This window comes from Streptomyces sp. XY431 (assembly GCF_001279805.1).
Taxonomy (GTDB): Bacteria; Actinomycetota; Actinomycetes; order Streptomycetales; family Streptomycetaceae; genus Kitasatospora; species Kitasatospora purpeofusca.
In genome coordinates, this window is record NZ_LGDO01000502.1 from 1 (window position 1) to 12,643 (window position 12,643).

General features: G+C 73.8%; 10 protein-coding genes. 6 read left to right on the forward strand and 4 right to left on the reverse strand.

Features of this window, described 5'->3' with window-relative positions:
- The coding region (locus ADK60_RS36025; protein WP_159400719.1) for a DUF7927 domain-containing protein at positions 1 to 3,382 on the forward strand (3,382 nt) is incomplete at its 5' end.
- 92 nt (positions 3,383 to 3,474) lie between these two features.
- On the opposite strand, the gene ADK60_RS36030 is transcribed toward ADK60_RS36025, so the two are convergent.
- Positions 3,475 to 4,098: a TetR/AcrR family transcriptional regulator gene (locus ADK60_RS36030; protein ID WP_053651057.1), complete on the reverse strand. Its 624-nt coding sequence runs from the start codon at positions 4,096 to 4,098 to the stop codon at positions 3,475 to 3,477.
- Between the two features lie 67 nt (positions 4,099 to 4,165).
- Between ADK60_RS36030 and ADK60_RS36035 the strand changes: the two genes are divergently transcribed.
- From ADK60_RS36035 to ADK60_RS36045, 3 genes are all read left to right on the forward strand, one after another.
- The gene (locus ADK60_RS36035) at positions 4,166 to 5,767 is read left to right on the forward strand and encodes an FAD-binding oxidoreductase (RefSeq protein ID WP_053651058.1); all 1,602 of its coding nucleotides are present in this window, start codon (positions 4,166 to 4,168) and stop codon (positions 5,765 to 5,767) included.
- 253 nt (positions 5,768 to 6,020) lie between these two features.
- Positions 6,021 to 6,761 (forward strand): class I SAM-dependent methyltransferase, encoded by a 741-nt coding sequence (locus ADK60_RS36040; RefSeq protein WP_053651059.1) that lies wholly within the window; start codon positions 6,021 to 6,023, stop codon positions 6,759 to 6,761.
- A 175-nt stretch (positions 6,762 to 6,936) separates the two neighbouring features.
- A complete protein-coding gene (locus ADK60_RS36045) occupies positions 6,937 to 7,371 on the forward strand; it encodes a hypothetical protein (RefSeq protein ID WP_053651060.1) in 435 nt (144 codons plus the stop codon).
- A gap of 20 nt (positions 7,372 to 7,391) precedes the next feature.
- Here ADK60_RS36045 and ADK60_RS36050 read toward each other — a convergent pair whose 3' ends face one another.
- Positions 7,392 to 7,862 carry a nuclear transport factor 2 family protein gene (locus ADK60_RS36050; RefSeq protein ID WP_053651061.1) on the reverse strand — a complete coding sequence of 157 codons (471 nt, stop codon included), beginning with the start codon at positions 7,860 to 7,862 and terminating at the stop codon, positions 7,392 to 7,394.
- A gap of 133 nt (positions 7,863 to 7,995) precedes the next feature.
- Between ADK60_RS36050 and ADK60_RS36055 the strand changes: the two genes are divergently transcribed.
- A complete protein-coding gene (locus ADK60_RS36055; RefSeq protein ID WP_053651062.1) occupies positions 7,996 to 8,610 on the forward strand; it encodes a TetR/AcrR family transcriptional regulator in 615 nt (204 codons plus the stop codon).
- A gap of 30 nt (positions 8,611 to 8,640) precedes the next feature.
- Here ADK60_RS36055 and ADK60_RS36060 read toward each other — a convergent pair whose 3' ends face one another.
- Complete coding sequence (locus ADK60_RS36060) at positions 8,641 to 10,116, reverse strand: glutamate synthase subunit beta (protein ID WP_053651063.1); 1,476 nt, start codon at positions 10,114 to 10,116, stop codon at positions 8,641 to 8,643.
- A 195-nt stretch (positions 10,117 to 10,311) separates the two neighbouring features.
- Positions 10,312 to 11,016, reverse strand: a complete 705-nt coding sequence (locus ADK60_RS36065) for a hypothetical protein (protein WP_053651064.1) — start codon at positions 11,014 to 11,016, stop codon at positions 10,312 to 10,314.
- A gap of 241 nt (positions 11,017 to 11,257) precedes the next feature.
- Here ADK60_RS36065 and ADK60_RS36070 point away from each other — a divergent pair, with 241 nt between their 5' ends.
- Positions 11,258 to 12,637, forward strand: coding sequence for an amidase family protein (locus ADK60_RS36070; RefSeq protein WP_063783369.1), 1,380 nt, complete (start codon positions 11,258 to 11,260; stop codon positions 12,635 to 12,637).
- Positions 12,638 to 12,643 lie beyond the last annotated feature (6 nt).

Here is a 12,643-nt window from a genome sequence, read left to right on the forward strand (position 1 = left end):
GGCCGCCTCGTCGGTGACATGGACGCTCACCGGCACCCTCGACGCCAACGCGACCGTCACACCGACCAACACCGTGACGGTGACCGGTGGCCCCGACCCTGCGACCCCGACCCACACCGCCGTCGCCTCGCCGACCAAGTCGCCGACACCGCAGGCCAACCTCACGGTGGCCAAGGTCCTGCTCACCAACCCGGTCGTCCCCGGGCAACAGATCCAGTGGCGCGTCAGCGTCACCAATAACGGCCCCTCGCGCGCCCGCGACGTCGTCGTCACCGACACCGTTCCGGCAGGTGTCACCAACCCGGCGATGACGGCCGCCGACGGAACCAACTGCCCGATCAGCAACGGCACGGCCACCTGCCCCGCCGTCGAGATCCCGGCCGGCTCGTCGATGACGTGGACGCTCACCGGCACGCTCGACACCAACGCGACCGTGACGCCGACCAACACGGTGACGGTCACCGGTGGGCCCGACCCTTCGGTGTCCACCCACACGGCCGTCGCCTCGCCGACCAACTCCCCCTCGCCGCAGGCAAACCTCACCGTGTCGAAGGTGCTGCTGACCAACCCCGTCGTCCCCGGGCAGCAGATCCAGTGGCAGGTCACCGTCACCAACAACGGACCCTCCCGCGCCCGTGACGTCGTCGTCACCGACACCGTTCCGGCGGGCGTGACCGGTGCGAGTATGAAGGCCGACGCCGACAACACGCCTTGCCCGATCAAGGCTGGAACGGCAACCTGTCCGGCCGTGGAGATCCCCGCCGGGCAGACCCTCACGTGGACCCTCACCGGCGCGCTGGCCCAGGACGCCACGGTCACACCGACCAACACCGCCACGGTCACCGGCGGCCCCGACCCCGCCACACCCACACACACAGCCGTCGCCTCGCTCACCAACTCGCCCACACCGCAAGCGAACCTCACCGTCACCAAGGTCCTGCTCACCAACCCCGTCATCCCCGGCCAGCAGATCCAGTGGCAGGTCAGCGTCACCAACAACGGCCCCTCCCGCGCCCGCGACGTCGTCGTCACCGACCGGGTGCCGGACGGGGTCGGCGGGCCGAGCATGACGGCCGCCGACGGGAGGGTGTGTCCGATCACGGACGGGACGCCGGTCTGCCCGGCGGTCGAGCTGGAGGTCGGGCAGACGGTCTCCTACACGCTGAGCGGCACTCTGATGCAGGACGCGACCGTCACTCCGACCAACACGGCGGTCGTCACCGGCGGGCCCGACCCGGCCACACCCACGCACACCGCGGTGGCCTCGCCGACCAACTCGCCGACACCGCAGGCGAGTCTGACCGTCGCCAAGGTGCTGGTGACCGACCCGGTCGTTCCGGGGGAGGTCATCCAGTGGCGAGTCACGGTGACCAACAACGGTCCGTCCAAGGCGCGCAATGTCGTGATCACCGATCGGATCCCGAACGGGCTCTCCAACGCCGTCCTCCAGTCGGACGGCGACGCGTCCGCCTGCCCGATCACCGACGGTGTTGCGGTCTGCCCGGCGATCGAGCTGGAGGTCGGACAGACCGCCTCGTACACGCTGACCGCGACGCTCGCCCCGGACGCGACCGTGACGCCGACGAACGCGGTGGTGGTCACCGGCGGACCCGACCCGGCCACGCCCACGCACACCGCGGTCGCCTCGCCGAGCGCAAGTCCCGAACCGCAGGCCAACCTCGTCGTCGCGAAGATCCTGGTGACCGACCCGGTCGTGCCGGGACAGCAGATCCAGTGGCGGGTCACCGTCACCAACAACGGCCCCTCGCGGGCCCGGAACGTCGTCGTCACCGACCCGGTGCCCGCAGGGGTCGACGGCGCCACGATGACGGCGGACGACGGAACCACCTGCCCGATCACCGGCGGGACGGCGACCTGCCCGGCCGTGGAGATCGCGGCCGGGGAGACGCGGACCTGGACCCTGACCGGCACGCTCGGCCCTGATGCCGCCGTCACGCCGACCAACACCGTCACCGTGACCGGCGGGCCCGATCCGGCCACTCCGACGCATACCGCCGTCGCCAGCCCGACGGGCGAGCCGGTGCAGGAGGCCCGCCTCTCGGTCTCCAAGGTTCTGCTGACCGATCCGGTCGTGCCCGGGCAGCGGATCCAGTGGCAGGTCTCGGTGACCAACCGGGGCCCGTCCGTGGCCCGTGACGTGGTTGTCACGGACCGGGTGCCCGCAGCGGTGAACGACACCTCGATGGCGGCGGACGACGGCGCCGTCTGCCCGATCGCGGACGGGACGGCCACCTGCCCAGCCGTCGGGATCCCGGTCGGGGAAACCCGGACCTGGACCCTGACCGGCACGTTGGACGCCGCCGCCACCGTCACACCGACCAACACCGTGACGGTCACCGGCGGGCCCGACCCGGCCACGCCCACGCACACCGCGGTCGCCTCCCCCTCGGAGTCGCCGTCGGCGCAGGCACGGCTGAGCGTGGCCAAGGTGCTGCTGACCGACCCGGTCGTCGCCGGGCAGCGGATCCAGTGGCGGGTGACGGTGACCAACCACGGGCCGTCGCGGGCGCGGAACGTCGTCGTCACCGACCGGGTGCCCGCAGGGGTGAACGACGCCTCGATGGCGGCGGACGACGGCACCGCCTGCCCTCTCACCGGCGGGACGGCGACCTGCCCGGCCGTCGAGATCCCGGTCGGCGGGACGGCGGGTTGGACGCTCACCGGAACGCTGGACGCGGAGGTCACGGCCGTCCCGGTCAACACAGTGGTGGTGACGGGCGGGCCGGATCCTGACGCGACCGACCGCACCGCGGTGGCCACCCCCACCGTGCCGGTCACCGTTCGGCACGACCTGCTACTCAGCAAGCACGCGACGCCGACGGACCCGAAGGCCGGTGACCGGGTCACGTACACCGTCACCGCCACCAACCGGGCCAGTGGCACGTACTTCGGCGCCGTCGTCACCGACGACCTCTCCGGGGTCCTGGACGGAGCGGTCTACGGTCTGGACGCCCGCGCCGACACCGGGCGGACGGCCTACGCGGCGCCTCGCCTGACGTGGACGCTCGACCTCCGGCCCGGAGCGACGGCGACGCTCAGCTACACCGTCACCGTGAAGCCCGGGGCCGGTGGCGCGACGCTCGTCAACCGGCTGTCCGCCGACGGGTCCAACTGCTCCGACGGCGGGAACGTCGGCGGGGCCGGTGGCGGGGACGTCGCGCGGCGGGCAGCGGTGAGCACGAGCGGCAACTGCTCGACCAGCACCACGGTCCGCAGGCTGCCGAGCCCGAGCCCCAGCCCGACGACCCGGCCTCCGCTGCCGCCCACGGGCACCGGCAGCCCGAAGCCGGCGCTGCTGGTCACCGTGTTGTTCCTCGGCCTCGGTGGCCTGCTGGTGGCGGCGCGGCGCTCCCGCCGCTGACATCCGCCGAACACCGTCGGGCGGTCGGCTCTGCCGGCCGCCCGGCGGTGGTTCGCGGCGGTGCTGCCCGACGGTGGTTCGCGGCCGGGCCCTCAGCCGGGACCGACGGCCCGGGCGGTGGCGAAGATCCGGGCGCAGCGTCCTGCCATGGCCTCGGGGGTCTGGTCGGGGTGCTCGATCCACCAGCGGACGAGGGTGGTGCACAGGCCGCGCCAGGCGTACTTGAGGGCGTCGGCGTCGAGGGGGTCGTCGGATCCGGTGCTGTGCAGGAGGTCGGCGGTGCCGGTGGCGGCGAGCTCGTCGATGGCGTCGCGGTAGTGGGCGGCGCGGTGGGCGGCCTCGCTGCCGGGCGGCAGCGAGGAGTCGTAGAGGACGAACCAGGCCTCGCGCTGCCCGTCGAGGGCGTCGAAGAGGGCGCGCAGCACGCGCAGGGGTGTGGGGGGTGCGCCGTTGTCGTGGTCGGCCATGGCGGTCCGGACGGCTGTCAGCAGCCGGTCGCCGACCGGTTCGAGGCAGCCGAGGAAGAGGTCCTGCTTACTGCCGAAGTACTGGTGCAGCAGGGGTTTGGTGACGCCCACCCGGGCGGCGACGGTGGCCATGGTGGTGGCCTCGTAGCCGCGTCGGCCGAACTCCTCGGTGGCCGCGGCGAGAACCTGTCGTTCACGCTCGGCCCTCGGCATGCCCTTGGTGCCGGCCCTGGTGGGAAGCATTGTCATAGAACTTATCTTACCTTAGGGTAATTTACTGATCGGTAAGTTCATCGGATCCCCCCGGAGCTGCCTCATGACGCCTGCCGCCGAGACCGTCCCCCGCCTCCGGTCCTGGTGGGGCTGGGGCTATCAGGACGCCCACCCCGACGAGGCCGAGTGCCTCGCGCTGGGCGCCCTGCTGCCGGGCACCCTGGCCCGCCCGCTGCCGGTCCCCCGGGTCGCCGACCTCGCCGTCGGCCGGCCCGCCGTGACGCCACCGCCTTCCCTGGCCCGCCTCGTCAGCGGCGACCCCGACGACCGTGCCGCCCACGCCATGGGCAAGGCCTACCGCGACATCGCCCGCGCCCTGCGCGGCCGCCCGGGCCGGATCCCGGACCTGGTCGCCCGCCCGACCGGCGACCAGGAGGTGGCCGACCTGCTCGACTGGGCCGGCGCGCACGGGGTGGCGGTCGTTCCGTTCGGCGGCGGGTCCTCGGTGGTCGGCGGGGTGGAGTACCGCGGCGACGCCCACCGCGCCGTGCTGTCGCTCGACCTGACCTCGATGGACCGCGTCCTGGAGGTCGACCCGACCGGCCGCTCCGCCCGAATCCAGGCCGGGGCTCTCGGTCCCGTCCTGGAGGACCAGTTGCGGCCCCACGGCCTGACCCTACGCCACTTCCCGCAGAGCTTCGAGTTCTCCACCCTCGGCGGCTGGCTGGCCACCCGCGCCGGCGGCCACTACGCCACCGGGCGCACCCGCATCGACGACTTCGTGCAGTCCCTGCGCGTGGTCACCCCCGCCGGGACCAGCACCTCCTGGCGACTGCCGGCGTCCGGGGCCGGCCCCTCGCCAGACCGGCTCTTCCTCGGCTCGGAGGGTACCCTCGGCGTCATCACCGAGGCCTGGATGCGAGTGCAGGAACGCCCCCGTCACAAGGCTTCCGCCGCGCTGGCCTTCACCGACTTCCGGCGCGCGCTGGACGCCGTGCGCACCGTCGCGCAGACCGACCTCGCCCCGGCCAACTGCCGGCTGCTCGACCCCGGCGAAGCCCTGTTCTCCCGCGCGTCGAAGGACGGATCGAGCGTCCTGGTCCTGGGCTTCGAATCCGCCACCGGGCCCGTCGACGACCGGCTCGCCGCCGCCGTCGAGCTGGCCCGCGACCACGGCGGACGGCTCGGGGCGGACAGATCGGACGGGGCGGACGGGTCGGACGGCGGCGCCGTGGGCGCCTGGCGTTCGGCGTTCCTGCGGATGCCCTATCTCCGCGACGGGCTGGCCCGGATGGGCGCCGTGGTCGAGACCTTCGAGACCGCCGCCACCTGGGACCGGATCCCCGCCCTGATCGAAGCCGTCCGCGCCGAGGTCGGCGCCGCCGCCCGCGCGGCCACCGGACAGGCGGCCACCGTCAACTGCCGTCTCACCCACGTCTACCCGGACGGCGCCGCACCCTACTTCACCGTCGCGGTGGCCGGACGCCCCGGCGACGAGGTCGCCGTCTGGGACGACATCAAGGCCGCCGCCACCGACGTCCTGCACCGCCACCGCGCCACGGTCACCCACCACCACGCCGTCGGCCGCGACCACCGCCCCGGCTACGACCGCCAGCGTCCGGAGCCGTTCGCCCTGGCCCTGCGCGCCGTCAAGGGCGCCCTCGACCCGCACGGCATCCTCAACCCCGGTGTGCTGCTGGACTGAACAGTGCCGCCGGGCAGTCAGCGTGTCCGTGTGTCGAGGTGTCGAGGGTCGGTGTGTCGGCTCGGGGCCGTGAAGGTGCAGCGGCCCCGGCTCCGGTCGGGACGAACACGAGAACCGAACCGCCCCTGGCCGCACCAAGTTCGGGGTTTCCGCCAGTTCGCCGGCCCGGCGGGCGGGCGGCAGACTTCCCGCCGGAGGCCGCGGCCCGTTCCGAAGGCCGCCGCCACGGACCGAACAGAGGGGGACCGACGCGATGAGCGGTCAGCTGTACGACGGGATCGGCGAGGCGTTCGAGGGCTTCAAGACCCTGCCGCTCGCCCGCTACGGGGAGGTGCCCGGCTTCCTCGGCCTGGTCGGCGACGTCGAGGGCAGGTCGGTCCTCGACCTCGCCTCCGGAACCGGCTTCTACAGCCGGGAGTTCAAGCGCCGCGGCGCCTCCCGCGTCCTCGGCGTCGACATCTCCTCCGCGATGGTCGAGGCAGCCCGGGCACGGGAGGACGCCGACCCGCTGGGCGTGCGCTACGAGCTCGGCGACGTCGCCGAACTGCGCGCCTTCGAGGAGCCGTTCGACATCGCGGTCGCCGTCCAGCTCTTCAACTACGCCGACGACGTCGCCACCATCGAGCGGATGTGCCGCAATATCCACCGGAGCATGGCGGCCGGGGCCGAGTTCTTCGCCTTCGGACAGCACCCGGACTACCGCTTCGACGGACCGTCCCTGGCCAAGTACGGCTTCCTCTGCGAATCGCTCGGCGAGGACTCCGAGATCGGGCCCCGGGTGAGGATCACCGCGCTCCTCGATCCGCCGATCTCCTTCGTCGCGAACCCGCCCGGCCGCGAGGTCTACGAGCGGAGCCTGCGGGCGGCCGGGTTCACCGGGATCACCTGGGTCCCGCTGGAGATCTCGGCGGCCGGTGTGCGGGAGTACGGCGAGGAGTTCTGGGACGACTACGCCGCCAATCCCCCACTGACGATGCTGCGCTGCCGCGCCTGACCCCGCGCGGACCGCGCTCCGACCCGGCCCCTCCCCCGGCCGTCGGGTGGTCGAGGGAGGGGCCGGCAGCTCGTGCCGGACCGACAGAGATGCGGCCCGGGCTCCTTGCGGCGATGCTGAAAAAGTCGGCACTTCCTCGACATTCGGTACCTCGACCTCACGAGAGGACGCCCCCGTGTCCGATGAACTCGATCTGAGGACGGACAAGTCGTGCAGCGGTTCCCGTTCCCTGCCGATCAGCGAGTCGTTCACCGCCTCCACGACGGTGACCATGTTCTCGCCCGCGTTCCGCGCTTCCGCGGGCACCACCATCAACGTCCAATTGCTGGCGGAACTGGACGACCCCAACGGAATCCCCGGCAACGGGTCGGTGGGCGTCACCGTGCACCAGTGCTGCGACGTGGTGGACTCCCAGATCACGCCGCAGCAGACGATCGGCAGGGTCGGACCGGCAGGATCGCCCGAGGCCACTTCACTGACCGTGACGCTGGTCGACGCCTGCACCCTCTCCACCCATCCGGACGGCAACGACAGCCAGTTCGTCTACTACCTGCGTCTGAGGATCAGTGACAGCTCCGACCGGGTCAAGCTGTCCTACTCGATCACCTGAGTCGCCCCGGGCTAGCGGGCTCAGAGCCCGAGGTCGGTCAGCCCCGGGTGGTCGTCGGGACGGCGGCCGAGCGGCCAGTGGAAGAGGCGCTCGGCCTCGGTGATGGGCAGATCGTTGATCGACGCGTGCCGGTGCGCCATCAGGCCGTCCTGGTCGAACGCCCAGTTCTCGTTTCCGTAGGAGCGGTACCAATGGCCGGCGTCGTCGTGCCACTCGTAGGCGAAACGGACCGCGATGCGGTCGGCGGTGTGCGCCCAGAGCTCCTTGACCAGCCGGTACTCGTGCTCACGCTGCCACTTGCGGGTGAGGAAGGCGGCGATCTCCTCGCGCCCGGTGACGAACTCGGCGCGGTTCCGCCACCGGCTGTCCGGGGTGTAGGCGAGGGCGACCCGCTGCGGGTCGCGGGTGTTCCAGCCGTCCTCGGCGGCCCGGACCTTCACACGGGCGGTCTCCTCGGTGAACGGGGGCAGGGGCGGGCGCTGCTCGGACATGCCGGTCTCCTCCTGGGGACGACATCGGGGGACGACACCGGAGGGACGACCCCGGCAGTCGAGCGAGAACGGTCGTTCTCGTCGTGTCCGCTACTCTATGAGAACCGTGGTTCTCATGTAAAGGACAGGGCTGATGGACACCGACGCCGCACGTACCCGGATCCTCGACGCGGCCGAGGAGCTGTTCTACGCGCAGGGCGTCCAGGCGGTCGGCATGGACGCCGTCCGTACCACCGCCGGCGTCACCCTGCGCCGCCTCTACCAGCTCTTCCCGTCCAAGGAGGACCTCGTCGAGGCCTATCTGGAGCGCCGCGACCGGCGGTGGCTCGCCGACCTCGCCGACCATGTGGACGCCGTCGCCGGCACTCCGCCCGAGCGGGTGCTCGCCGTGTACGACTGGCTCGGCGACTGGTTCGCCCGGCCCGGCTTCCGGGGCTGCGCCTTCGTCAACTCCTACGGCGAACTCGGCGCCACCGCGCCCGCTGTCGCCGCCGCCGCGCGCCGGCACAAGGAGGCCCTCCGCGACTACCTCACCGGACTCGCCGAGGACGCCGGCAGCCCGGCCGGCACCGGGGTCCACCTGGCCCTGCTCGCCGAGGGGGCGATCACCCTCGCCGCCCTCACCCGCACCCCGGACCCCGCCGCCGAGGCCCGGGAGGTCGCCCGGCTGCTCCTCGCCAACACCGGCGCGAACGTCGGTGCCAACCTCGGTGCCCACGCCGCTGCGAACGCCGGCGCGCGGGCCTGAGGACACTTCGGTGCAGCACACTCCGGCCGGTCACAGCGTGAGCCGGCGGGCGGAGGCCCGGATCGGATCGGGCAGTTCGGTGCGGCCGCGCAGGTAGCGGTCCACGGCGGCGGCGGCCGAGCGGCCCTCGGCGATCGCCCACACGATCAGCGACTGACCGCGCCCCGCGTCGCCCGCGACGAAAACACCGGCCGTTCCGGCGGCGAAGCCGTCGTCCCGGGCGAAGGCGCCGTCCGGGCCGACCGCGAGGCCGAGCCCGGCGGTCTGCCAGGGCTCCGGCTCGGGGCCGGTGAAGCCGAGCGCGAGCAGTACCAGTTCGGCCGGGACGCTCCGCTCGGTGCCCGCCCGGGGCGTGCGGTCGGGCGACTCGGCGTCGGCGAAGCGCACCGCGGCGAGACGTCCGTCCGGGCCGGGCTCGAAGGCGACCGTGCTGGCGGCGAACACCCGGACCCCGCTCCCGGTGGCGTCCGCCTCCTCGTGCGAGGTGGTCTCCCGGTGGACCTTGGGGTGGACCGGCCAGGGCTGTCCGGGGGCCCGGCGCACGGGCGGGCGCGGGTTGATGTCGAGCTGGGTGACGGCCGCCGCCCGCTGTCGCAGCGTGGTGCCGAGGCAGTCCGCCGCGGTGTCGCCACCGCCGACGATCACCACCCGGAGACCCTCCGCGGACACCGGCGCGACCGGGAGTTCGCCCTCGTCGACCCGGTTCGCGCCGGTCAGATAGGCCATCGCCTGGTGGACGCCCGGGAGCCGGCACCCGGGCACCGGCAGTTCGCGCCGCAGGCCCGCGCCGACGGCGACCACCAGCGCGTCGCACTCGGCCCGCAGCTCGTCGGCCGCGAGGTCCCGGCCGACACACAGGCCGGTCCGGAACGTGGTGCCCTCGGCCCGCATCTGCTCGAGCCGGCGGTCCAGCCGGTGCTTCTCCAGCCGGAACGGCGGGATGCCGTAGCGCAGCAGCCCGCCGGGGCGGTCGGCCCGCTCGTACACCGTGGTGCTGTGGCCGGCCCGGGTGAGCTGCTGGGCGGCGGCGAGGCCCGCCGGACCGGAGCCGACCACCGCCACCCGCAGGCCCGTGGTGCTGGCGGGCGGCTGCGGGAGGTCCCAGCCCTCCTCCCAGGCGCGGTCGGCGAGGGCGAGCTCGATGTTCTTGATCGTGACGGGCGCCCCGCCGTCGACGGCGAGCACGCAGGCGCTCTCGCAGGGGGCCGGGCAGAGCCGTCCGGTGAACTCGGGGAAGTTGTTGGTCGCCAGCAGGCGCCCGGCCGCGGCCCGCCAGCCGTCCAGGGCCACCAGCCGGTTCCAGTCCGGGACGAGGTTGCCGAGCGGGCAGGCACTGTGGCAGAACGGCAGCCCGCAGTCCATGCAGCGGGCGGCCTGCCCGCCGACGATGGGCAGCAACGACCCGGGGCGGTAGACCTCCCGCCAGTCGTCGACCCGCTCCCGTGCGTCCCGTCGTTCGCGCTCCGCGCGCGGGGTGGTGAGGAAGGCCATCCGGTCTGCTGCCATCGCGGCCTCCGGCAGGGCGTGCCGACACGGGCCGGCGGCACCCCGGCGGACGCACCACCGTGTGGCCACGCTACGCCCACGAACGGCCGGCGGGAAGCGGCTGCGGGGATCCGGTCCCGGAGGGCGGTCCGGAAGAGCCGGGAGGACGGGAGCACCGGGAGGACGGGGAGCACGGGGAGCACGGGGCCGGGAACGTCAGTCGCTCCGGACGATCACCGCCGGGAGGAGGGTCATGCCCAGCCAGCCGAGCACGGGAAAGGCCAGGGTGGCGGCGAGCGGCAGCTGCGACGGCACCAGGGTGAGGCTGCCGACGAACGCCATGACGGCGGTGAAGCCGCCCATGGCGAAGGCGAAGGAGGCCACGTCGGTGATGAAGCGCGTCCAGGTCAGGCCGATGACTGCGAGCGCCGCGCCCAGGCCGACCAGGAGAGCCACCTCCAGCGATGCCACCCAGGCCGTGCCCGAGTGCGAGGTCCGTGCACCGTCGTGCGAGACCTCGGCCACCCTCCCCCGATAGAGCGTCAGGTCCACGTCCGCACCGACCTTCGTGGCGTGGTAGAGGTCCGAGTCGACCGTGTAGCGGTGGCCGGAGCCCGTCCCACGTGCCACCGTCAGCGTGTACACGGTGCCGTCACCGACGGAACTGGCTCCCCTCGCGGTCACCGTGCCGGTCTCGTGCCGCACGCAGTCCGTGCCGGGTGTGTGCGCCGCCGAGCCGCACGCCGGGGCGGTGCGGTAGGCGCCCGCCTCCTCGTTCGCGTCGACGAACCAGCTGAAGCCGAGCACCGTGGTGGCCAGTCCGGCCAGGAGGAAGAGGCCGTGTGCCAAGGCGCGGGCGGCGTTCTCCCCGGCGGGCCGGCGCCTGGTCGGCGGCTTCGCGTCCGCGGTCCGAGTACTCATCGTTACCCCCAACGATCATGTCCACCGGCATCTCCCCGATGCCCGGCAGGGATGATTCCGAGGATCCGGCCCACCGGAACGCAACCCGATGCTCCTGTGACGAAGTTGTCGAGATCGCGGCCCGCCGGGCGCCGCGGGCGTCCGACCGCCCGGACGGCTGCGAGGCTGCGGTCCAGGCGGTTGCACGGAGCGAGCCGTCGCACGGAGTCAGCGGTCGCACGGTCGAGGGGAGCGCGGTCGGATGGTCGGGCCGGGAGCAGCGGGCCGCGGCCCCGCGCAGGAAGCGGTGGCGGCGGCCCTGGAGCGCGCCGCCATCGTCGCGCACCTCAATGCCTTCATCACCCTCGACGCCGAGGGGGCCGGGGCGGAGGCGGCCCGCCACGACCGGCGCGGCGGCGGCGCCCGCCGCTGGTGCCTCGCCGTCAAGGACAACATCCATGTCGCGGGCCTGCCCAACACGGCGGGCAGCCCCGCGCTCGCCGGGTTCGTCCCCGCCGCCGACGCACCCGTGGTCGCGGCGCTGCGCGCGGCCGGCGCGATCGTCCTGGGCAAGACGAACATGCACGAGCTGGCGCTGGGGGTAACCTCCGGCAACCCCACCTTCGGCGCGGTCGGCAACGGCGCCGACCCGTCCCTGTTCGCGGGCGGCAGCAGCGGCGGTACGGCCGCCGCGGTGGCCTCGGGCATCGTGGACGCCGGGCTCGGCACCGACACCGGCGGGTCCGTCGGCATCCCGGCCGCGCTCAACGGGATCTACGGCCTGCGCCCGAGCGCCGGGCGCTACCCCTCGGCCGGTGTCACCCCCCTGTCGGTCACCCGGGACACCCCCGGACCGATGGCGCGCACCCTGGCTCGGCTCGCCGCGCTGGACGCCTTCGTCACCGGCCGCACCGGGGCCGCGCTGCCCCCCGACCGCACGCTCCGGCTCGGCCTGCCGAGGCACGTGTTCACCGAGGACCTGGAGGCCCCGGTCCGGGCTGCCTGGGAGGCGGCCGTGGACCGGCTCAGCACGACGCGGACGGTCTGGGTCCCGGTGGACACCGGGCACCTGGTGGAGTACGACGCCCGGGCCGGGATGCACCTGGTGTTCGGGGAGTTCGCCGCCGCCTTCGACCGCTACCTCGCCGGGCACCGCATCGGGCGCACCACCGCCGAGGTGGTCGACGCGGCCGCCGACCCTGCCGTCGCGGAGCTGCTAAGGACCGCCGCCCTGCCCACCGGCCCGGCGTACGCGGGGCCGGCCGCGCATCGCGGGGCGGTCGCGGAACGCCGCGCGATGCAGGCCGCCTACGCCGAACTCTTCGCGGTGAACGGCGTGGACGCGATCCTCGCCCCCACCGTGCCGGTGTGCGCCCGTCCGCTGCACCGGCACGAGGAGTCGCTCCCCCTCAACGGCCGGGAGGTGCCCACGTTCCCCACGCTGATCCGCAACACCTCCCCGTCGGCCACCGCGGGGCTGCCCTCGGTCACGGTGCCGCTCCCGGTCGACGGCTCACCGCCGGTCGGGCTCCAGTTGGTCGGACCGCGCGGCGGTGACCGGGAGCTGCTGGCCGTGGCCGCCCGGATCGACACCCTGCTGCGGCGGGGGGAGGCCGGGGACGCCGGGGACACCCTGCCGTGACGAGGC